The 21,947-nt window shown below is 46.6% G+C and carries 18 protein-coding genes and 1 riboswitch; of the genes, 2 read left to right on the top strand and 16 right to left on the bottom strand.

What is annotated here, in order from left to right:
- Position 1: 1 nt before the first annotated feature.
- The 9 genes from SDE_RS05980 to pilM all read right to left on the bottom strand — a co-directional run bounded on the left by SDE_RS05980 (position 2) and on the right by pilM (position 9,627).
- Positions 2 to 1,222: a type II secretion system F family protein gene (locus SDE_RS05980; protein ID WP_011467621.1), complete on the bottom strand. Its 1,221-nt coding sequence runs from the start codon at positions 1,220 to 1,222 to the stop codon at positions 2 to 4.
- Complete coding sequence (locus SDE_RS05975) at positions 1,222 to 2,970, bottom strand: GspE/PulE family protein (RefSeq protein ID WP_011467620.1); 1,749 nt, start codon at positions 2,968 to 2,970, stop codon at positions 1,222 to 1,224. Before SDE_RS05975 ends, SDE_RS05980 begins: the two co-directional genes overlap by 1 nt.
- Complete coding sequence (locus tag SDE_RS05970; protein ID WP_011467619.1) at positions 2,964 to 4,418, bottom strand: tetratricopeptide repeat protein; 1,455 nt, start codon at positions 4,416 to 4,418, stop codon at positions 2,964 to 2,966. The genes SDE_RS05975 and SDE_RS05970 overlap by 7 nt, the downstream gene beginning before the upstream one ends.
- A complete protein-coding gene (locus SDE_RS05965; RefSeq protein WP_011467618.1) occupies positions 4,415 to 5,305 on the bottom strand; it encodes an ExeA family protein in 891 nt (296 codons plus the stop codon). The genes SDE_RS05970 and SDE_RS05965 overlap by 4 nt, the downstream gene beginning before the upstream one ends.
- Before the next feature lie 20 nt (positions 5,306 to 5,325).
- A complete protein-coding gene (gene mshL / locus SDE_RS05960; protein ID WP_011467617.1) occupies positions 5,326 to 6,957 on the bottom strand; it encodes a pilus (MSHA type) biogenesis protein MshL in 1,632 nt (543 codons plus the stop codon).
- 79 nt (positions 6,958 to 7,036) lie between these two features.
- A complete protein-coding gene (locus SDE_RS05955; RefSeq protein WP_049762588.1) occupies positions 7,037 to 7,369 on the bottom strand; it encodes a hypothetical protein in 333 nt (110 codons plus the stop codon).
- On the bottom strand, positions 7,362 to 8,081 hold the full coding sequence (locus SDE_RS05950; protein WP_011467615.1) for a hypothetical protein: 720 nt from the start codon (positions 8,079 to 8,081) through the stop codon (positions 7,362 to 7,364). Before SDE_RS05950 ends, SDE_RS05955 begins: the two co-directional genes overlap by 8 nt.
- Positions 8,078 to 8,686, bottom strand: a complete 609-nt coding sequence (locus tag SDE_RS05945) for a hypothetical protein (protein ID WP_011467614.1) — start codon at positions 8,684 to 8,686, stop codon at positions 8,078 to 8,080. Before SDE_RS05945 ends, SDE_RS05950 begins: the two co-directional genes overlap by 4 nt.
- Positions 8,686 to 9,627: a type IV pilus biogenesis protein PilM gene (gene pilM, locus SDE_RS05940; RefSeq protein WP_011467613.1), complete on the bottom strand. Its 942-nt coding sequence runs from the start codon at positions 9,625 to 9,627 to the stop codon at positions 8,686 to 8,688. Before pilM ends, SDE_RS05945 begins: the two co-directional genes overlap by 1 nt.
- A gap of 233 nt (positions 9,628 to 9,860) precedes the next feature.
- On the opposite strand from pilM, the gene trmL reads away from it, so the two are divergent.
- Entirely contained in the window at positions 9,861 to 10,325 is a 465-nt protein-coding gene (gene trmL / locus SDE_RS05935) for a tRNA (uridine(34)/cytosine(34)/5-carboxymethylaminomethyluridine(34)-2'-O)-methyltransferase TrmL (protein WP_041325345.1), read from the top strand.
- 509 nt (positions 10,326 to 10,834) lie between these two features.
- Positions 10,835 to 11,440: a PEP-CTERM domain protein gene (locus tag SDE_RS05930; protein WP_011467611.1), complete on the top strand. Its 606-nt coding sequence runs from the start codon at positions 10,835 to 10,837 to the stop codon at positions 11,438 to 11,440.
- A 109-nt stretch (positions 11,441 to 11,549) separates the two neighbouring features.
- Here SDE_RS05930 and atzF read toward each other — a convergent pair whose 3' ends face one another.
- From atzF to SDE_RS05895, 7 genes are all read right to left on the bottom strand, one after another.
- Complete coding sequence (atzF, locus tag SDE_RS05925) at positions 11,550 to 13,346, bottom strand: allophanate hydrolase (RefSeq protein WP_011467610.1); 1,797 nt, start codon at positions 13,344 to 13,346, stop codon at positions 11,550 to 11,552.
- 1 nt (position 13,347) lies between these two features.
- Entirely contained in the window at positions 13,348 to 16,977 is a 3,630-nt protein-coding gene (uca, locus tag SDE_RS05920) for an urea carboxylase (RefSeq protein WP_011467609.1), read from the bottom strand.
- Between the two features lie 96 nt (positions 16,978 to 17,073).
- Positions 17,074 to 17,712: an urea amidolyase associated protein UAAP2 gene (locus SDE_RS05915; RefSeq protein WP_011467608.1), complete on the bottom strand. Its 639-nt coding sequence runs from the start codon at positions 17,710 to 17,712 to the stop codon at positions 17,074 to 17,076.
- Positions 17,713 to 17,727: 15 nt separating this feature from the next.
- Positions 17,728 to 18,465, bottom strand: coding sequence for an urea amidolyase associated protein UAAP1 (locus SDE_RS05910; RefSeq protein WP_011467607.1), 738 nt, complete (start codon positions 18,463 to 18,465; stop codon positions 17,728 to 17,730).
- A gap of 27 nt (positions 18,466 to 18,492) precedes the next feature.
- A complete protein-coding gene (locus tag SDE_RS05905) occupies positions 18,493 to 19,296 on the bottom strand; it encodes an ABC transporter ATP-binding protein (protein ID WP_011467606.1) in 804 nt (267 codons plus the stop codon).
- 8 nt (positions 19,297 to 19,304) lie between these two features.
- Positions 19,305 to 20,120: an ABC transporter permease gene (locus SDE_RS05900; protein WP_011467605.1), complete on the bottom strand. Its 816-nt coding sequence runs from the start codon at positions 20,118 to 20,120 to the stop codon at positions 19,305 to 19,307.
- A gap of 163 nt (positions 20,121 to 20,283) precedes the next feature.
- Complete coding sequence (locus tag SDE_RS05895; RefSeq protein ID WP_011467604.1) at positions 20,284 to 21,336, bottom strand: putative urea ABC transporter substrate-binding protein; 1,053 nt, start codon at positions 21,334 to 21,336, stop codon at positions 20,284 to 20,286.
- 66 nt (positions 21,337 to 21,402) lie between these two features.
- A riboswitch (guanidine-I (ykkC/yxkD leader) is annotated at positions 21,403 to 21,529 on the bottom strand.
- Between the last annotated feature and the right edge of the window lie 418 nt (positions 21,530 to 21,947).

Genomic DNA, 21,947 nt, shown 5'->3' with positions numbered 1-21,947 from the left:
GTTACGCCTGTACTTCGTACATGCTCCACATTGGGAGAAAAATGCCTACAGCTAACAGAGCCACAAACGCCGCCATAACAATAATTAATATAGGTTCAATACGATCGGTAAGCGTTTTTAAGTCGTAGTCCACTTCACGCTCGTAGAATTCCGCTACTTCGGTGAGCAGCGCCTCTACTTGGCCGCTCTCTTCGCCTACGGCTATCATTTGCAAAACCAGTGGTGTAAACATTTCCGCTTGAAGATGAGTACGCAATAAGCTTTCACCGCGCTCAATGCTTTGTCTAATTTGCTGTATTTTTGCGGCGATATAGGGGTTGTCGATTGCTGCTGCGCACAGAGCCAAGGCCTGGTTCACCGGAACACCTGCGCGCAACATCAAACCAAAACTACGCGCATAACGGGCCATGGTAGCGCGCTCGATTAGCTCGCCAACCAACGGCATTTTTAACCGCTTTTTACCCCACTGCAACGCTCCCTCTGGCGTATTCAAATAATAGTAAGCACCACCTACCATACCACCTACAACAACCAACATAAGTAACCAATAATTTACAAATGCATTAGAGGTAAAAATTAAAATACGGGTCACAATTGGCAGGTCTGCATCAAATTTGGCAAACATATCCGCAAATGCTGGCACAACCCAAATATTTACCGCAGCCATTGCCAGCACAATAGCGATGCTTACAAACGTTGGGTAACGCGTTGCTTGCTTAATACGTTTACGTGTTTCTTCGTCGCGCTCTAAGTAAAAACCTATTTGGCGAAATATTTCGTCGAGGTTGCCGCTGGTTTCGCCCACAGCAACCATGCTTACAAATAAACTATTAAACACTTTAGGATGATGACGCATTGCTTGCGACAAGCCTACACCAGCCTCTAAACGTTCAGCTACATCGCCGAGTACATCTCTAAAGTGCTCGTGGCGAATACTTGCGCCCAAGCCGCGAATACCTCGGGTTAGTGGAATACCCGATTTGGTAATGGTGTACATTTGGCGACAAAACATAATCAGGTCGTTAGTGCCCACCTTATCGCCACCCAGCGCGCTATTTAGCTGCCGCATATACGATGAGGCAGCAGAAAAGGGTTCGATTTTTACTGGTGTAATGCCGCGCCCAATAAGTGCCGACGCCACCGCATCAACCGTTGCAGCTTCCATTTCGCCGGTTAATACCTGCCCCTGCTTCGAGCGGCCGGAATATTTAAACTTAGACATTACTCCGCCGCTCCTGTCGCGTCGGCAATATCGGCTATGCTTTCATCTTCTACTTCAGCCGTTACCCGCAATACTTCTTCTAATGTGGTTACACCTTCAATGGCTAAGTCGAGCGCACTTGCCCCTAGCGGGCGATACTGTGGATGAGCATGGGCAGCATCGTTAAATTTACGCACGCTGTTATCTCGCAAAGCATTTGCCATTTCGGTATTAATTTCTAGCAGCTCAAATACACCTATTCGGCCGCGATAACCGCTGTTAAAACAGTGAATACACCCCCGCCCTTTTTTAAAGTTTTTATTCTCTAGCGAATGCCCTTTTTGTAACCTGCGCAATAAACTTTGTTCCTGCGCATCCAATTCGTGAGGCTCTGCACAGCTTTCACACACCTTTCTTACCAAGCGCTGCGCAACGATTGCTTTTAAGCTAGACGCCACAAGAAACGGGTCTACCCCCATATCTACCAATCGCAACGCAGACGTTACCGCATCGTTGGTGTGCAGTGTAGAAAGCACCATGTGACCTGTCATTGCGGCACGCAGTGCTATCTCGGCAGATTCGGCATCGCGAATCTCACCAATAAGTAGAATGTCTGGATCTTGCCGCAAGGTGGCTCGCAACACTAAACCAAAATCCAAACCAATTTTTTCGTGTACTTGCACCTGGCTAATACGTGGCAAACGGTACTCGACGGGGTCTTCCACCGTAATAATTTTTTTCTCAGAGGTATTAAGCTCGGAAAGTGCGCCGTAAAGCGTGGTGGTTTTACCGCTACCCGTCGGCCCGGTAACTAATACCAGCCCGTGCGGGCGGGTAATGACGTGACGAAACTGATTGACGTAATGCTCTGGCATACCCACTTTGTTTAGCGGACGCACGCCTTCGGTGTGATCTAAAATACGCATTACAACCGATTCACCAAACTGCACCGGCATGGTAGACAATCGCACGTCGATATTGTGATTTTTAACTTTTAAATTAAAACGGCCATCTTGCGGCAAACGTTTTTCAGAAATATCTAAGTTAGACATCAATTTCAAACGCACTACTAGCGCACCGGCAATACGCTTTTCATTCATAACCTGCTCGACCAGCACGCCATCTATTCGCTGCCTAATTCGCAGCACATGCTCGTCTGGTTCGATATGCACATCGGATGCGCGGGTATTAATGGCTTCTTCAAATATTTTTTGCAGAAGCTTTACTATGGGTGCATCACTGTCTGTGGCATCGGTAATAATATCGGAAAGGTCGACGGACTCTTCTTCAAGCTCGTCATCTAACTGTTCGGCAAGCGATGCAATTTCACTGGCGCGGCTGTAGGTGCTATCTAGCACATCCAGTAATTCAGACTCGCGTACCACCGCGGGCTTAATTGGCTTAGTAATAATTTTTTGCAGCTCATCTAAACCAAATATATCGGTAGGGTCAGACATACCCAGTAAAATACCATCGGGGTCATCTTGTAATACAACAACGCGGTACCGGCGAGCATGCACTTCTGGCAAAATTTGCACTACTTCGCGCTCGAAGCGAAAATGTTTTAAATCAACAAAGGGAATTTCCAGCTGTTTAGAGAGCAAGGTAAGTAAAGTATTTTCCTCTACAAACCCCATTTCTATAAGCTGGCGCCCCAGCTTACGGCCGGTATTTTTTTGTGCACCAAGGGCCGACTCGAGTTGCTCTTGGGTAATAAGCTGTTGGGCGACGAGTAAATCCCCTAACCGAATGCGCTTGCGTTCTACCACTGAGATATCTCCACATGTTCTTCTTTGCGCAGTTGCGCCAGCTGGCTTTTTGCGTAAGCCAAAATCGCTTCCGGCTGATCGTTAAGCGCCAATACGCTTGTATACCCCTGCTTTGCAGTAGCCGAATCGTTCAATTGCTGTGCCGAAACAGCTAAACCCAACCAGTAGGTAGAGTTGGATTTATCTGTGGTTAACAGGTTGCGGTACAACTGAAACGCGCTTAAGTGATCGCCCGTTTGCTGGCTGAGCGCCGCCGCAAGGGATTGCATTTTAATATTCAGCACTGGAGCTAAATCATTGCGGCCAACCGCAATTGAAAGCTCGGACAAGGCTTCGGCATATACCCCTTGCGCCACCAATAATTTAGCTCTTAGAAAAGCCAAGGTATTCACATCTGCCGGCGAGGTTTTATCCACTAGCCACTGCGCATCTTCGGTTAACCCAGCATCGAGGTAATATTCAAACAGCGCTAAACGGGTGTACAGAGCATTTGGGTAAGCATCTAAAAACTTAAGCATTTCCCGCTCTGCATTCATGCTGCCCTCGCGGCCAAGCTGCTTTGCTTTTGCAGCTAGTGTTTTATCTTGCGAAATTAGGCTCTGGCTCACACTCAATTGTGCAGCCCTATTTTCGGCAGGTACTGCTGGAGTAATATTATTAACAGGAACGGCTACGGCTTTAGTTGAAGCAGGCTGCGGGCCCAGTTGTTCAACGGGAATAGGGTGTTCAACTAACTGCAGTTGCTGCTCTCGCAGCGAAATTGAATTCTGTAAGCGCGCAAGTTCATCCACAGCTAATTGTAATTCTGTTAGGCGCGATACAAAGCGCTTAGCTCGCGCGAGATCATCTGCTACAATTGCGTTTTGCACCAGCTCAACATACGCATTTTCTACGCGCTGCAGCCCTTGTTGCGCCTTGGCATAGTGAGCAGAATCTGGGTTAGCTTTCGCCAACACCTGTAAAAAATAAAACCTAGCGTTAGCTTCTGCTGGCAGTGTTAACTGATTTTTCTGTAGGGCAAGCTCAGCCTGCGCTAGTAATTTCGTATACCGTGCTGGTTCGCTACTTGTTGCTGATGCCTTAGAATATTCCTCAGCATTAGTTACATCACCTGCTTGCGACGATTTTAATATTGGTTCTGCCGCCGTTAGGCTTGCTTGTACAACTACTTCATCGCTCGGCTGTACCTCCTGCTTTGGCTTTTCAGCAACAGCTGCCACTTTTTTTTCGCTCTCTGTTTTTAATGTATTAGTATTCCCTACAACGGGTTGCGAATTAGAGCGTATAAACACCTGCGAAGCCACTACCGCCGCAAATATAATTGCAACCAACACTATTGATTTTATTTTGTTGCCACCCTCTGCAACATGCTCGCGAGAAGTATTTGGGGCGGCAGAGGTATTGGTACGGGCATCTAAATCGGAGAGCATATTATTGAGTAAACTCATCGTCCTACTCCCATATTTGGCACCAAGTGCATGGCACCTAAGCAGCGCCAAGGCCAGCTAGCCAAATGGCCTATACGTGTACTCTCTGGCGTATCGGCAATGGCTTGTGCCACATGCCAACCCGTTATATTTCTATGGCCCTTACCATAGGCGCAAATTAACGCTTTATGGGCGAGAATATTTACCAAACGGGGTATTCCCCCGGCAGCCTTTGCAATTAAACGCATGGCACTTGGCGAGAACAGTTTATCGTTACACCCGCCAGCTTGCTGCAAACGGTGCTGTATATATGCAATACAACTAGCTGCATTTAACGGTCTTAAATACTCAGAAAACACAATGCGCTGTTTAAGTTGCCGCAAATCTTTTCTCGCAAGCAATACATCTAACTCAGGTTGGCCAATAATAACTACTTGTAGCAATTTTCTTTTTTCGGTTTCTAAGTTAGTAAGCAAGCGTAGGCACTCGAGGGTTTCTTTGGGCATTGTTTGCGCTTCGTCTACCACTAACACAACCTGTTTACCCGAGCGCACAATATGCTGTAAACGCCTATAAATAGCCGACATTAATTCGTGTGCGGGTAAGTGACCCATTTTTTCTAAGCCAATTTCTCTGGCAACAAAGCCTTTTAATTCTTCTGGGGTTAAATAGGGGTTGGGAATATAAGCCGTTACAAAAGACGGGCCCAACTTGGCCAACAAGATGCGGCTAAGCATCGTTTTGCCCGTACCCACTTCGCCCACTATTTTTATAAACCCTTCGCTATGCTTAAGCGAAACCAACAACGTATTTAACGCTGCGCGATGGCTGTGTTGGTTTAAGAAAAACTGCGTATCGGGAGTTAACGAAAAAGGTAACTCGTCCAGCTGATAGAACGCCTGGTACATGCCTAGGTGCTCCTTGACCGCTAGCGGCCTCTGTATTCATCTGACATGGAATTAACACGCTGACGACTTTGATTAATGTCATCTGCGAAAGTGTTGTCTTCTACTACAATTGGGCGCAGCAAAATAACCAGTTCGGTTTTTTCTGAAACCTTGCTGCGCTTTCTAAACAGAGTGTTTAGTACAGGTACATCCCCAAGGCCGGGGCGCTTGCTGTATACATCGTTAAGTTTCTCTTTCATCAACCCGCCAAGCACAATAATTTGACCGCTTTGAGCGCGAACAATACTGTCGGACTCACGCACTTCGCGCAGCGCCAACGGTAAAGAGAACTTCTCGTTACCAAGCGTTATATCTTTGTTTTGGTCTGTTACCTCACTCACGATTGGGTGCACATGTAAAATCACATCGCCGTTATCTGCAATTTGTGGAGTAACATCGAGGGAAATACCGCTAAAAAAGGATGTAAGTTCAATATTGGGGGCGCTGGTCGTTGAGGCCGCAGTAGAAGTAGTTTGGCTAGATATACCAGTAACAAAGAACTCGTCAGAGCCTACACGAATTACCGCCTTTTGATTGTTTACAGTCGACACGCGCGGGCTAGATAACACCTGCACGTTGCCCTGTGTTTCTAATAAAGATAGCAACTGTGAGATATCGCCAATGCGAAATATAGATGAGAATATTTCCCCTACGTTTTCGCTGGCGCTAACAATATCTACAGGTACATCAAAGGTTTCTACATTTTTAGTAAGCAGCATTTGGCCGCGAATTTCATTCCAATTCACACCAGCCTGAAAGCCATCGTTTAGCTTTACTTCCACTATTTTTGTTTCGAGAATAACCTGGCGCCTAACACTAAGCTCAGATCGATCTAGAAATTCTCGTACTGCACTTATTTCGCTAGGCAAAGCTCGCACCACCACCAAACCGGCTTGCGGATTAACCACCACATTGCGGCCATTGGCTTCGCCACCCACAATTGCCGATAAGGTTAATTTCAAGTCTTGCCAAAAATCTGTTTTGTTTTTTGTCGATACACGAGAACCTGAGCTGCTATCTTGATTACTCTGCTTACCCTGTGATTGATTGCTACTGTTACCGCCCTGATTGCTCCCATTGCCACCGCTAGACGTTATTTCACCAATTAGCACACTAGTATCTGTCGAGCCTTCTCTTTGTACATCTATATAATTTATTTCAAATAATTCTGTGCGCATTTTACTAGGGTAAATGCTATAAATGCCGCCGTTGTATTTGTATTCATAACCGTACACATCGCGAGTAACATCGAGCACATTGCGCAGCGTTACGTTTTTTAAATCGAGCGATATCACGCCGTTAACTTCTGGGTGGGTGACAACATTCACCCCAGAGTCGGCCACTAAGCCAATAAAGAAGTCGCGTGCAGGCACTTGATTAACAGAAATATCAAACCGCTCTTCCTCTTCTATTTGAGGCCGACTATTTGCTCCTTTAAATAAGGCGGCAGTAACTGAATCGGGCATGGCGCTGGCGGGCTCTGTACCAGTTGCACTTGCGGTTTCCAGCGCTTGCTCTGCAGGGGTTTCTGTTTGCGGCACCGACGAACAGCTAATTAATAGTGCTGTCGCAATTAACACGCAGCCTTTTAGTAGAATCCACTTGTTGCTCATTAAGACATCGCCTCAAGCTGAAAAACGCAATAGTTCGCTTTTGGTTGATAAACATATAAATTCAAAACACGCATAAACATTAATCTCGTACCGATGGGCGCAACCAAATTTTGGTTTCGCTGCCATTTTGTAAAACTAGAATGTACTTTTCCTCAATTGCCACAATACGTGCCCCAGCAACCGCGCTACCCACCTGTACCCGCTTGCCATTTACTATGGCTTCTTTACCGCTGTCGCGCTTTACAATGCCCTGCAGCTTTAGCGTTTGCTTCTGGCTGCTAGGCGCGCTAAAAAACAAGGGCTGCGTTGGGTCGCGCAGGTATTCACCGTTCACATTCTGCTTAGCAGCAATTGCAGGTAGTGCTACTACTAATGCGAAGATGACCAAAACGTGCAAAATCTTTCTACGCACCAAACACCCCCTTCTCTGTCGATAGGGTATACACATTCAATTCAACCCTAGCTGCGGGGTAGTTCTCTACTTTGTAATTCAGCACATCCCAGTACACTTTCCATTCGAGCTTTTCTACCGCATCTAAATATTGCATTACATCGAAATAACTGCCTTCTAATGCAAGTTTTACTGCGTGCTTAAATATTTTTGGCTCTGTTCTCGCAAGCGCTGCAAGAAACTCTTCGCTATCTTCTTCAGGTAGCGTTTCTGCGTGTTGTTTATGATAAGGCAGCCGCAATAGTTCGGCCGGTTGTGTGCGCATACTTACTAGTTTTAAGTTGTTATTTGCACGTAGTACATCGTGTAATAATTGAGGGAGTTTAGGCGCGGGAATAAGCCCATCGGATAGGCGATTAATCTCGTTATCCAACACGGTAATACTTTCTTTTAATGCAACAATTTCTCTGCGGCGCCCAGCATTGGGGTCTGAACTTAGCGCGCGTACAAATACTTGCTGCTGAGCATCCAGCTGTACCAGTGTTTGATTGGTCGCATCAAATCGCTGCTGCAATGCCTCTTTTTGTTTGTTCAGAGGCTGAAAAAACGCGAAATCCCACACCAAATAAATCATTGCCCAGCAAGAAACGGCAATTAATGCGCGCTCCCTTGTGTTGCGAGCATTGATTTTAACGGCTAATAAGGCCCACTTTTGTTGTAATAGCGCCTTCACTTCTTTGCCCCCTCCACTTGCGAAAACCCAAAGGCAAAAGCCATTATGTTTTGCGACTGAGACTCGGGCTGCTCAATACGCAGCAAACCAAACTGTGCATTCGCCAGCACCTGCTCTGATTGCAGCGCCTGTAAATAGACAGGTACCGCTTTGGGCGTGCGCGTTTTACCAGCCAGCTCTACCATATTACCGGCACCGGTAACGCGAATACGCTCTAACGCGATTACATCAATCGATTGACGCGCTAACGCCGCCATAATGGCAGTAAAACCTTCTGCGTTGCCTAAATTTTGATACTCAATTATTTCTCGCAACTTTTCGCGCGAGCTTTTTTCTTCTTTTAGAATTGCTATTTCTTCATCCAATTGAGAGGCACTACCGCCAATGGGCGTAGATTTTAGTTTTTCTACTTGCAGCTCTGTAGCAACCTTTTGGTTTTCTAATGCGATAACACTGCTTTCTACTTTTTTAATTGAATGGGAGACTAACCATTGAATACCGATTAAAAACACAAGCAATAACGCAACAGAAGCTGCTGTAAACTCTGCAGAAAAATAGTTTTTCTGGGGCCTAAATTCTTCTAGATAGAGGTTTACCTGTTGCATTAAGCACTGGCCTCCCGCATACACGCACCTAGTGCTCCCACGCACAATTGCGCTATGCCTTCATCGGGCTCTTCTTCGGCACTGGGCACCAAGGCGCTCACATCCAGCCAGTTAACCGTTAGGGGCAACGCTCGTTTTAGCTCTTCGTTCACCTTATCTTCGCTAATGTTTTCGCCACATACATACAGGGCTGCGGGTTGTGCCTGCCCCATTTGTCGCTCGTAATAATCCAGCGAGCGCTGCACTTCTAGGGCCAAACTATCTACCGGCAGGTCGTCTAGCAACCCGCCGCTATATTGAATTTGAAACTGACGGGAAAGGTACAAATTGCCCTGCCGATATACAGATACGGAGCCAACCCCCTCACCGATACGCACAAGGGCGATTCCCCTTACTTGAGCAGCCTCATCGGGCAGGGCTAGTGTGATGTTACGCATGGCCAATTCGACAATATCAATTGAGTTGAGGCTCAGCTGGCTATGTGCAACAAAATCGACAATTTCTTTAATTCGCGCTTTATCTGCCACCACCACATAAACCATTTTCTTACCCCCGCGCGCGCCGTCGTCGGGCAGTAAAAAAACATCGAGCGCGGCTTGCTCTACCGGCGTACTAATTAAATCTTTCACACGCCAGCGAATTGCTTCTTTAATTTCTGCATCGGGTACATCTGGCGCTTCTACAAGTAATAGCTGGTAATCCTCTTTGGCCAATACCAAATTGCACTTGGCCGCTTTTAGTTGGTGCTTTTCTACCAGCTCACTAAGGTCGGATTGAAAACTAGCAATACTGCTGTTTTGCCCCTGAGCAGCTATTAACGTACTCGCCTGAATAACCTTGCCACCCGCCTCTCGCCCCAGCACAACCACCGCAATACCCGCACGAGAAAGCTCTATACCCACAACGGCCTTACCAGCTAAGCGAGACTTAAAAAATTGCACCTAGTTACCCTCTATACGGAAGAATGTATTTATTAGTGTGGCTATCGCCCTGCTAGTGCGAAGGTTTATAATTCGCGCAGCTTTAATAACTACTAGTATAGACACTCCTCACAAATTCACCGTGTAGATACACTTAGCGCTCATAAAACGTACAAATCGGTATTATGACTGTTATTTGTCGCTTTTATCGAAGTGCTTTACAGGCGGCTAAACCGCAACAAAACAGGCTTAACATGTTTAATATTGTGCTTTTTGAACCAGAAATACCGCCAAATACCGGCAATATCATCCGCGTGTGCGCTAACACAGGTTGTCGGCTGCACCTGATAGAACCTTTAGGTTTTGAATTGGATGACAAGCGTTTACGCAGGGCGGGGCTAGATTATGGCGAATGGCAGAGTGTGGTAACGCATGCTAATTGGGATGCCTTTATCAAGCAGCAGGCCCCAGAGCGCTTGTGGGCGCTATCTACTAAGGGCACTAAATTTCACCATGAGGTAAGTATTGGCGAGGGAGATTACCTTGTATTTGGGCCAGAAACCCGTGGGCTACCCATGGAGATTCTCGAATACATCACTTTCGATAACGTATTACGCATACCCATGCTACCTAATAGTCGCAGTATGAACCTTTCTAATGCCGCATCGGTTATGGTTTATGAGGCGTGGCGGCAATTGGGATTTGCAGGTAGTAAATAGAAGCCTAAACCGCAATATTTTCAGGCAAAAAAAAGGGAAAGTGAACTAATTCACTTTCCCGTCGCTATTTGCGGAACTCTATCATAAAAAATAATGAGAGTAGCAAGTTAAACAACTCACTAGCACTGCACCTAAATTCTAAGCAATCCATGCTAGGAACCTACATACAGACTGAACAAGCAGATAAACCACTTCCGGATCAGTGGGTACAAAATACCAAGCCTGCTGTGAAGGCTAAGTGAAATACAGGCGGAGCCATTCAACACACCCGCTAACCAACGTCACTAGCAACACACAACCCCACGGCTACTAAAACCCACTACCCCGCCACGAATTCAAACTTCAATAAAATCTCCCTTGTCGGCACAATTTACAACATTTCGATTAGCGCCTCGCAACAAACAGGTAATTCCTAATAAATTCAATCACTTAGGCCATGTGGCACAAATAGTGCTGTTACAGTATTAATAGTCCAATCTGTTAAACCTAACGAAAAGTAAGGGATGTACATGAAAATAATTAACCTTTTCGCAGCGTTTGTAATCGCCGCGGTATCAACACACGCTAGCGCCAAATTGCTAGAGCTAGATTCTGCCGGCACATTTGAGCCCATGGCTAGCACCAACGATTTTTTCTATGGTGCTGCAGCGGGTTACGACATTGGCGGCAACCTTTACGCCACCGCACTAATTGATATTACGTTCACTTATTTAGGCCACGAAGCTGGCTACAACAACGACTTCAATGCTTACGGCGGTAATTTAAACAATAAAACCCACAGCGAAGGCGCGAGTTTTACCGTTAACAGCGTAGCTGCAGGCCTGTTAGATTTTAACTTTTACTCAAACACAATTAGTCAGGGCATTGCCAATGGCAATAATCAGGATTTTGCCTCCTTTCAATCGTTTGCCACGATTTTAGATTACACCTATAACGGTATCTTTTACGACGCCATCATTTTGTTTGACGATTCCGGTGCAGGCCCAGACGATAATCACGATGACCATATTATTGGTATTCGGGTAGCGGCGGTTTCAGAGCCAGGCACACTAGGCCTTGTAATCATAGGTGTAGCTTGTTTGATAGCCACCCGCAGACGTCTAGCCCGCAGCTAATAAACAAACGCCACAACCGTGTATACATATAAAAGCCCGCTAAAACGCGGGCTTTTTTGGGCTGTCGCAGGCTGAAAAAAAATTCGAACTATGCCAATCAAGCTGAAAATCAACTCGCCGCTTTCTCGCTTAACCAATTACGCCAGCCGCCAAAATTGGATACATCTTTGGCGTCTTCCAAGCCGTAACCGTCGCAAATAAACCCCGGCAGTTCAGTGCCATCTTCTAGCTCTACCTTGCCAATACCCAAAGGCGCAGGAATGCCACACACGAAAGAGCCAAAGGCGGCAGCAGGCATGCGCCATACTTCCACTTCGATAGCGCTACCGGGTGCATTTAATTTAACGAGCGCCGGTCGCTTGCCATCTGGCAGTGCATACAATGCATAATTGGGGGATGTGCGAGTGCATGCGACTAGCGATCCGTCCCGCTCGGTAAGTTGCCAGTTAAGCGGCTGGCCAGCCAGATGTGCACCACACACCACTACATCTATCTCGGTAGGCGGGCATGGCGTAGCGCTGCTCGAAACTTGCTCCAACGGGTAAGCTGTAGCCCCCATATTGGTAGCATTCGCGCGCTGTAGAATATTGGCGAAGCTCAACAAGGTAACATCGGTAAAGGCGTTGCCAAAAAGTGTAACCCCCCAGCCCACACCGCTAGATAAAAAGCCCACAGGCACGGCAGTCGCGCTGTAATCGAGCAGGTTCATAAAATTGGTATAGGTGCCCAAAATAGAATTATTTTTTACCGGCTGCTCACCAATTTGTGCGCGCGTAAAAACGGTGGGCATTGTGGGTGCTATTACGCAATCCAGCCCTTGCATTATGCCGTCGCAGGTGCGCTTTAATTCTGCCAACCTATATTGCGCCGCAAAGGCATCGCTTGCTTTGCCATTATTGCCATTGCCAATAATGGTTTGAATAACCGGCAGCATAGACTCTAGCTTTACATTCTGCGTAGCTAACCAGCGCTCCGCCACCCACGGCCCTTCGTACAAAAGTTTTGCCGCTTCTATAAACGGCGCAAAAGAAATGGATACTGGCGTACCGCCCGATTGCTGCAATTGCTCTACGCTTTTTTGAAAGAGCGCTTGGGTTTCGCTGTTACCAAAAAAATCGAGTTCGTCTGGCACGCCAAATTTAAAGCTGCTAGGCACCGCGCCAAAATAACGCTTTTTATTTGCATAGGTATTAACGCGCGCATAGGCATCTTGCTCATCATATTGTGCAGCCACTTCCAGCACCTGTGCGGCATCTTCTGCGTGCAGCGCAAAAATGCTTACGCAATCTAACGTTCTACACGCGGGTACAACACCGCGAGTACTTAATAAACCTTTAGTGGGTTTGTGACCAATCAAATTATTTAGTACCGCCGGTACTCGCCCAGACCCAGCCGTATCGGTTCCTAAAGCAAAGGCTACTTGCCCTAAAGCTGTTGCAATGGCCGAACCCGCACTGCTGCCACCCGATATGTATTCTTGATTGAATACATTTTTACCTTCGCCATAGGGTGAACGCGTGCCCACCAAACCAGTTGCGAATTGATCTAAGTTTGTTTTGCCCAATGGAATAGCGCCAGCACTAATTAACGCCTCTACCACGGGGGCAGACAATTCGGGCACATATGTAAAATCTGGGCACGCTGCGGTAGTGGGCACACCAGCTAAATCAATATTGTCTTTAATAGCAAAGGGTACGCCATACAACGCAAGCTCATCCATTTCTTTATTTGCCAAGGCGACAAAATAGGGCTCTAGTTGCGCTTCGTCTAATAGGGTTATCCACGCGTTAAAATCCGCTTGCGCTAATGCTTGGCTACGCAGTTGTAAAATAAGTTCTCGCGGCGATATTGTTTTTGCTGCATAGGCCTTTTTTATTGCCTGAATAGTTAACGGTAAATCGGTCATGCTAGGCCTCACTTTGCTTTGCAATCCAAAATAATGTTTGCCCCGCCGTGACAGCATGGCCCTGTAGTTTGTGAGTTTTTATCACTTTACCAGCGCACGTTGCGTGGACATCTATTTCCATTTTCATGGATTCCAGCACCATAAGTACCTCACCTTTTTCTACATAATCGCCTTCGTTTTTAAGTACTTGCCAAACACTGCCGCTTACGGGGCTATCAACGCCCACAGCACCTTCGGGTGGCGTGCTAGCATCATTGTCTTCTGGCCCAGCATCCGCTTGTTCAAAGGTAAGTTGTCCATCTGCTCGCCACTGGTTTAGCTCTTGTTCAAACGCTTGCTCGCGCGCAGCTTGAAAGCGTTCAATAGTGGCTGAGTTATCGCTTAAGTATTGCTGATAATCGGCCAAGCTAAATGTGGTGTTTTCTATTTTTATTGGGTATTTGCCCAAGGGGAAATCACGCCGAATAACGTGTAGCTCTTCGCTGCTTACTTCATAGAAACGAATTTGATCAAAAAACTGCAGTAACCAAGGGTTTTCGAAAACATTGGTTTGACGGTAGCGGTTCCACATTTGCAAAGTACGCCCTACAAATTGGTAGCCGCCAGGGCCTTCCATACCGTATACACACATATACGCGCCGCCAATGCCCACCGAGTTTTCTGCTGTCCAAGTGCGCGCGGGGTTGTATTTCGTGGTTACTAATCTATGGCGCGGGTCTAGCGGGGTTGCTACCGGCGCCCCTAGGTACACATCCCCCAAGCCCATAACTAAATACGCAGCATTAAAAACAATTTCTTTTACCTGCTCGATTGAATCTAAACCATTTATACGGCGAATAAATTCTAAGTTACTGGGACACCAAGGGGCGCCAGGGCGTACTGATTGGGTGTATTTTTCTATTGCTAATTTGCAGGCTTCGTCATCCCAGCTTAGCGGTAGGTGCACTATGCGTGCAGGCACTTTTAAATCGTCGGCTTGCAACAGTGTTTGTATACCACGCTCAATATGTTCTATCACGCATTCCACGGCGTGCTGCTGTGAATCGTAATGCACCTGCAACGAGCGAATACCCGGCGTAAGTTCGCGCATGCCGGTAAACGGGTTATCTTGCATCCACAACATAAGCGCATGCACTTTAAAGCGACGCGCAATATCTAATTCGAGAGGACCAAGCTCTACCAGTAAAAAGTGATCGCCAGCTAAACGATAAACAACATCTTCGCCCAGCAACGACGATTTTTTTAAGATAGGTGAAGGCAAACCCGCAGAAGTAATGGGCTTTTCACGAAAGGTCAATTGGGAAACTTGCCAATGTTGTGCGGCTTCTAACTGCACGGCTTGCTCGTGGGTTACCGCAACAAATTTAATTTTTGCACCTGCTTTTAGTTGGCCCAGCTTCCATAAGTCGGCTTGAATAATTGTAGCTGGGCAAACAAAACCGCCTAACGATGGACCATCTGGCCCCAATATAACCGGCATATCGCCAGTAAAATCCACTGTGCCAAAGGCGTAAGCGTTATCGTGAATATTGGATGGGTGCAAACCCGCTTCGCCGCCGGTCTCTCTCGCCCATTCGGGTTTGGGCCCAATTAAACGCACGCCGGTGCGACTAGAGTTGTAGTGCACTTCCCACTCGGCATCGAAAAACGCTTGTATATCTTTGTCGGTAAAAAAGTCGGGGGCGCCGTGCGGGCCGTATATAACATGTATTGTCCAAGTATCGCCAATTGCAGGGCGATCTGCTTGTGCAATTTGTCGCGCAGTAATTTTTTGTTCGCTATTTAAAGGCAATAATTTTAACACGTCGCCGGGCCGTAGCGCCCTGCCAACATGACCACCAAACTGGCCTAGCGTAAACGTGGATTTAGAGCCTAAATATTCAGGGCATTGAATACCGCCAGCAATAGCTAAATACGCACGCGCACCGTTGCCTTTGGCTTGGCCTATTTCCAATGTTTGCCCAGCAGAAACAGCGATAGACCGGTACATATCAACCGCAACGCCATCTACTAGTACAGGCACTTCGGCGCCGGTTACGGCAATATGCGCAGCAGTATTAAAATGTAAGCTTGGGCCATTTAAGGTAATTTCTAAACCGGCAGCCTCGGCTTGGTTGCCAACAAGTTGGTTAGCTAACCTAAAGTTAAGGTTATCCATTGGCCCAGAAGGCGGAACCCCAACGTGCCACAAGCCAGTGCGGCCAGGGTAATCCTGTACCGTGGTTTGCGTGCCACCATTTAGCACGGTAAAAGTGTGAGCGTTAAATGTAAATTCGGCCAAACTGCGGGTAAGTAACTGCCCGCTTTTACATGTGCTGGTAGCGAGAATTTCCCGCACATAATCGATATTGGTTTCTATGCCATAAATTGCACTGTTCGCTAAGCTCGCGTTTAAATCTGCTAGAGCCTGTTCACGATTTTCGCTGTGTACGATAACTTTAGCGAGCATAGGGTCAAATAAAGCTGGTACTTCAACGCCCGATTCTATCCAGTGATCAATCCGCAATTTACTTTTGCTAGGCGCAGCAAATATTGCTTCAGTGGGCCAAGCCACTGCAGACAACAACCCTGCGCTGGGTCTAAAATCTTGTTGCGGATCTTCTGCGTATACGCGCACTTGAATCGCGTGACCTGCAGGTTTACATTGCCTATGCAAAGCTTGAATATCACCTAGCTCGCCTGCAGCTTGTTTTATCATCCACTCAACAAGGTCTACACCCCACACTTGTTCGGTAACGCCGTGCTCTACTTGCAGGCGTGTATTCACCTCTAAAAAGTAAAACTTATTTTCTTTGGCATCAAAAATAAATTCCACAGTACCGGCATTGCGATAATTGACCGACGCCATTAAACGCTGTGCCGTTGCACATAAATCTGCGCGCACGGCTTCGCTTAACTTAGGGGCTGGGGTTTCTTCGATAACTTTTTGGTTGCGACGTTGAGCAGAACAATCGCGCTCGCCAAACGCCACGGCAGTACCGGCGCCATCACCGAAAATTTGTACTTCTATATGGCGCGCATCGGCGATGTATTTTTCTAAAAAAACACCGTCGTTCGAAAAGTAATTCGCGCTTAAGCGTTTAACCGAATCCCACGCTTGCTGCAACTGCGATTCGCTGTGGCACACCTGCATACCAATGCCACCACCACCGGCGGTACTTTTTAGCATTATGGGGTAGCCCACCTCCTTGGCCCAAACCAATGCTTCGGCTAATTCACTCAGCAGCGGCGAGCCGGGCACCAAAGGCACATCGGCTTGCTCTGCGGCTTCGCGGGCAACATGCTTCAAACCAAATAGACGCATTTGCTCGGTCGTGGGGCCAATAAAGGTTAAACCTGCCTGTTCGCACAAGCCTACAAATTCTGTATTTTCACTAAGAAAGCCGTAGCCTGGGTGCACAGCCTGCGCACCGGTTTGCTTAGCAGCATCGAGTATTTTGGCTATATTGAGGTAAGTGTCCGCCGCACTGCCGGCGCCTAAACTAATGGCAGTATCGGCTTGCTGTACGTGTAAAGATTGATAATCTGCTTCGTTGTAAACGGCAACGCTTCGAATACCCATTTTTTTTAGGGTGCGAATAATTCGAGTGGCGATTGCTCCTCGGTTGGCAATTAATACCGTATCGAACATAAGTTAAATACCGAACTGGGGCGGGTCGTCCCGCATTGAGAGCCTGCTTAGGTCGTCCTAAACAGCAGCGCGCATACGCCAACAGGCTAGCGCCAATTAGTCCCACACAACCACTTCAATTGGGGTTGGGTTGTAGCCATTGCATGGGTTATTTAGCTGCGGGCAATTGGAGATAAGTACAATTACATCTACCAACGCTTTTAATTCCACATATTTACCCGGTGCAGAAATGCCATCTTCGAAGGTTAAGCCGCCTTCTTTGGTAACGGGCACATTCATAAAAAAGTTTATGTTGTGTGCAATATCATTTTTATCTAAGCCGTACTCTTCGTTTTCTTGGATAGCTAACATCCAGCTATCGCGACACGCGTGCATACAGCGCTTTTCTAAATCGTACCGCACAGTATTTGATTCTGTTGCGCAGGCGCCACCGACTGTGTCGTGCCGGCCGCAGGTGTCGGCAACAATTTCTAACATGCTGTTATTTGCATTGGTTTTTAAAACCGTACCCGCCGTTAAATACAAGTTGCCCTGCTCTCGAATGGTATCCATTGCGCTGTAACGCTCTGTGGGATCATCTGCGCAGTAGAACAATGTGTCGGCAGCTTGGTTACCTTCAAGGTCTACAATTCTAAACGTTTGCCCTGCTTTAATTTCTGCTAGGTAGTAATCGCCTGCTGCCACCGTAGCGGTCGCTGCGGCATTTTCTATTTTTTTATCACTGTGTTTAATCATTTTGTATGCCCAGCCCTACGCGCCTAATAAATACAATGCATTGTTTTCGAAGCCACGCCGATTTTCTGCGCAGTGATTTAAGCATTCGTCTTGTTCTGTTACCGGTTCCCCCTTAAACATTTCCAAGCGAATAGGCTTTTTAGGATAGGTTGCTTCGCTGTTCATTGGGTGCGGGCAAGTGTGAAGTACCACAAGAGTGTCCATCTCGAAACGCAATGTAACTGCATCACCAGCTTTGGATTGACGGGTTAGTTTAAGGTTGCCGTTATCATCGGCACTCACTTCGCTAAACCAATTTACATTGGCGACCATTGCTGTGCGGTCTAGGCCGTATTTGGCCAATTCGACCAAAAAGCTATCGTAGCCGTTTTGCTGCCAAGCATTGCGATCTGATTGGTAATCTCGCCCGCCCCACTTTTTGCTTACGTGCTGCGCATGCGCATTGCCGCACATGGTTTCATGCCAGCCAAAACTATCCTCGATAATTGAGCAAAATATTCTGCCCATATCTGAATACAAACAATTACCTTGGGTTAACTTAAAAGTGTGCTGGCATTTGAGTGTATCCGGTGCGTTGTAGCGCTCGCTTAACCATACGGGGTTGTAAAACATCATCCCTACGTTTGCACCACCCTCTAGGTCGGTTAAACGAAGGTTCACGCCGCGCCTTACCAGTACACTCCAATGACTGCCGCCATCTATATTGGTGGTGTAACGGCTTGTTGAATCTGTTGGATTTAAAATATTCAGCATAATTGCTGCCCTTCTACTTAATTGTTTTTACGCTGCAGTTAGCGATTTTTCTATTTTGTTTAAGCTTTCTTCGTCCATATCGCCGACTGGCAAATCGAACGTAACAGTGGCACCGTAGCGCTCGGGGGCGTGCTCATCGTGGCGATCTTTATCAAACACCCACAGACGTGTACCCAAATAAAAACCTTCTTGAATATCGTGAGTAACCATAAATACGGTGAGTTTGTATTCGCGCCACAAATCTAACAACAGCTTATGCATGTCTTTACGTATGCCGGGGTCTAGTGCACCAAAGGGTTCATCCAGCAATAGTACGCGTGGGCGTTTTATTAACGCCTGAGCAATGGCTAAACGCTGCTGCATACCGCCCGAAAGTTCGTGCGGGTATTTATTTACCGCTTGCGCCAACCCAACAGCGGCTAACCATTCATCGGCTTGCGCCAACGCGGCTTTGCGTTTTGCACCGAATAAACGACCTATTAACGGGCTTTGATCAAACTCCAGCCCCAAGGCAACGTTTTGACGAACAGTTAAGTGCGGGAACACAGAATACTTTTGAAACACTATGCCGCGCGCAGGGTCTGGCTCACTAACAATAGGCTTACCATCTAGCAGTAGCTTGCCAGCAGTAACGACCTCGGTACCTAGTAACATATTTAAGAATGTACTTTTACCGCAGCCAGATGCCCCGACTAAGGTAATAAACTCACCTTCGTACACATCTTTGCTAATGCCCTCGAGCACAATGTGATCGCCATAGGATTTACCCAACCGCTTGGCTTGAATAAGCGGGGCGCGCTCGGTGCTGTTTTTTGCCGTTGATTCACTCATAACGCCTCCTATTTTTGTACGTGATACCAAGGGAAAAATGTTTTGCTGGTGCGCACCAACATCCAATCCAATAAAAAGGCTAGGAAGGTTATCCAAATAACGTAGGGCAGAATGACATCCATAGACATGTAACGCCGCACCAAGAAAATTCGGTAACCTAAGCCATCGGTAGATGCTATTGCCTCGGCGGCAATTAAAAACAACCACGCCGAGCCTAAACTTAAACGCACCGCATCGATTAACCTGGGCAGTATTTGGGGCAACAATACCCTCACAATTATTTGGCCCGAATGCGCCCCCAATGTTTGCGCTTTAACTAATTGCTCGCGCGGCAGCTCTTTGGTGCGTTGGTATATATCTCGCGTCATAAATGGCGCAATGCCTATTACAATTAATACCACCTTAGATAACTCGCCCAAACCAAACACAATAAATAAAATAGGCAGTATGGCCATGGGCGGTATTAACGATATTGCGGTAACTAAAGGGGTGAGGTTTGCCCCCAGCATGGGAATTGCGCCGGTTAACAGGCCTATTGTTAACCCTATAAGAGCGGCTATGGCCAGCCCCATTAACATTCGCTTTAAACTACTTTTTGTATCTTGCCAGAACACATACTCACCGGTGCGTTTGCTCGGTGTGAAAGCTAGGCGATCTATCGCGTGGTGTATTTCAGAAAAACTGGGCAGTAATTTATCGCGCTCATTTTCTGCTTTACGCGCATCGGACCCAACCTGATACAAAAACAACAAAATTAAGAATGGGAATATTCCTAAAAATACAGCCAAGGGTTTAGATGGGCGTTTATTGATGAGTCTTTTCATAATTCAACTTGTGGGCTGTATTCAGCCGGTAGGTTGGCCGCTCTAGTAGAGCGGCCGGCTCCAATTTGCACCTATTTTTAGGTGTCTAATCTTTTTTGCTTAACTTTTTATTAAATCTTTTTATTAAATCTATTTACTTTTCTTGATGCAGCTGCAAATAGAATTACAGCTTACCTTCGGCAGCCATTAGCATATAAGTTTCGTCGAAGCGCAATTTGATATTTGCCTTATCGCCAAACACACCGGCAGGAGTTTCTATGCCTATAAAACCAGCATCCGGCGCGCCTTCGCCTAACAAACCGTGATCAAAAGAAAACTCGGCAACGTATTGCATGGTTTTAACTAGCTGCTCGCTTTTTACAAACGCAACCGCATCTGCCGCGCTATAAAACATTTTGGTGGATGCCAATTGCATTTCGTAACCCGCCAAATCGGTACCAGAAGCCTTACCCATATGCTCGCGAACGGCTTTGTCGGCTTCCATTTTTGCCATTATTTCGTACCACGCGCCCACTAACGCTTTGCCCAATTTAGGGTTTGCTTTTAGTGTTTCGGTATTAACTACAAGCGTGTCGATAATTTCGCCGGGAATATTAGAGCTATCGTAAACTTTATTTGCGCCTGGCGTAGTTAGTATTTCGCTTACGAGAGGGTTCCACGTTACAACGGAAGTCACATCTTTGGTGGTGTAAGCCGCAACCATATCGGCATCGGAAGTGTTGACCACTTTTACATCTTTCTCGGCCAAGCCTACAGACTCTAAACCGCGGGCCAAAAGGTAGTGAGAAACGCTAAGCTCAACCAAATTAACTTGTTGGCCCTTAATTTCTTTTAGTGATTTTTTGTCTTTTAGAATTACGGCATCGTTACCGTTAGAGAAGTCACCCACAATAAGCGCAGTGCTGTCTACGCCGCCAGCAGCGGGAATGGTTAGCGCATCCATGTTGGTCATGGTGCAGGCATCGAATGATCCCGCGGTATATTGGTTAATTGATTCAATGTAATCGTTTATTTGAACTACATCGATTTCAATACCGTATTTATCGGCCCACTTATCAACAATACCTGAAGTATCACCGTATTCCCATGGCATCCATCCCACGTAAATAGACCAACAAATTTTAAAATTGTCTTTTGCCAGCGCGGCTTGAGAAGAAAATAAAAGGCTTACAATTACTGAGGATGCGAAAAAAAGTCGCACGAATGGATGTTTCATGGAGTACTCTCCTAAATGGTTTTATAAAGTTACACACGAGGCATTCTGGCAATTTCACCAGTTTAATCCTCCCGGGCTTTTATCCCGCCGTGTAACCCTCTTACCAATATGCAAATTGGCTACCACTTAGAAGGTCGATGGCTCTCGGACCAGTCACTGTTTATTTACAGCCGGAACCCTAGCCATCCATTGGTCGTCATTGTTCAGGTACTCCGAGTAGTTGCACTACCCACTTTTTGGCTTACACCTAGAATGCCCTGCTCATTAACTAACGCAGATTCTATGCCAAAGTTTAAAGCGATGTAAACCCGCAATTTTAGGTCTTTTTTGGGGGAAGTAGCGCACCAAAACAATGCACCGAACCCCAAGTGTGGCAATTAAAGGGCAGTTTTACGTACATACACTTAGCACACTTAATACTTAAGTTGATACTAAGCGGTTAACCGCACTATAAGATCTACTACAACAGTGCGATGAAAATACGACCGACAACCTACTGCCGTATTCAACGCTGAATTAGCTGTTATTAACGTGCAACTAAACAACGTTTACTAAAATTGTTAAGTATTCTGTGAAGCTGATTTAAATGAGTAAACGCAAATAACAATACC

Origin of the sequence: Saccharophagus degradans 2-40 (assembly GCF_000013665.1) — a bacterium.
GTDB lineage: Bacteria > Pseudomonadota > Gammaproteobacteria > Pseudomonadales > Cellvibrionaceae > Saccharophagus > Saccharophagus degradans.
This window is presented reverse-complemented; position numbering and strand designations above follow the sequence as displayed.

What these genes read in the sequence shown, in the direction of transcription:
- SDE_RS05980 (WP_011467621.1), bottom strand. Translation starts at nt 1,222, where the DNA reads ATGTCTAAGTTTAAATATTCCGGCCGCTCGAAGCAGGGGCAGGTATTA.
- SDE_RS05970 (WP_011467619.1), bottom strand. Translation starts at nt 4,418, where the DNA reads ATGAGTTTACTCAATAATATGCTCTCCGATTTAGATGCCCGTACCAAT.
- SDE_RS05965 (WP_011467618.1), bottom strand. Translation starts at nt 5,305, where the DNA reads ATGTACCAGGCGTTCTATCAGCTGGACGAGTTACCTTTTTCGTTAACT.
- mshL (WP_011467617.1), bottom strand. Translation starts at nt 6,957, where the DNA reads ATGAGCAACAAGTGGATTCTACTAAAAGGCTGCGTGTTAATTGCGACA.
- SDE_RS05945 (WP_011467614.1), bottom strand. Translation starts at nt 8,686, where the DNA reads ATGCAACAGGTAAACCTCTATCTAGAAGAATTTAGGCCCCAGAAAAAC.
- trmL (WP_041325345.1), top strand. Translation starts at nt 9,861, where the DNA reads ATGTTTAATATTGTGCTTTTTGAACCAGAAATACCGCCAAATACCGGC.
- SDE_RS05930 (WP_011467611.1), top strand. Translation starts at nt 10,835, where the DNA reads ATGAAAATAATTAACCTTTTCGCAGCGTTTGTAATCGCCGCGGTATCA.
- atzF (WP_011467610.1), bottom strand. Translation starts at nt 13,346, where the DNA reads ATGACCGATTTACCGTTAACTATTCAGGCAATAAAAAAGGCCTATGCA.
- uca (WP_011467609.1), bottom strand. Translation starts at nt 16,977, where the DNA reads ATGTTCGATACGGTATTAATTGCCAACCGAGGAGCAATCGCCACTCGA.
- SDE_RS05915 (WP_011467608.1), bottom strand. Translation starts at nt 17,712, where the DNA reads ATGATTAAACACAGTGATAAAAAAATAGAAAATGCCGCAGCGACCGCT.
- SDE_RS05910 (WP_011467607.1), bottom strand. Translation starts at nt 18,465, where the DNA reads ATGCTGAATATTTTAAATCCAACAGATTCAACAAGCCGTTACACCACC.
- SDE_RS05905 (WP_011467606.1), bottom strand. Translation starts at nt 19,296, where the DNA reads ATGAGTGAATCAACGGCAAAAAACAGCACCGAGCGCGCCCCGCTTATT.
- SDE_RS05900 (WP_011467605.1), bottom strand. Translation starts at nt 20,120, where the DNA reads ATGAAAAGACTCATCAATAAACGCCCATCTAAACCCTTGGCTGTATTT.
- SDE_RS05895 (WP_011467604.1), bottom strand. Translation starts at nt 21,336, where the DNA reads ATGAAACATCCATTCGTGCGACTTTTTTTCGCATCCTCAGTAATTGTA.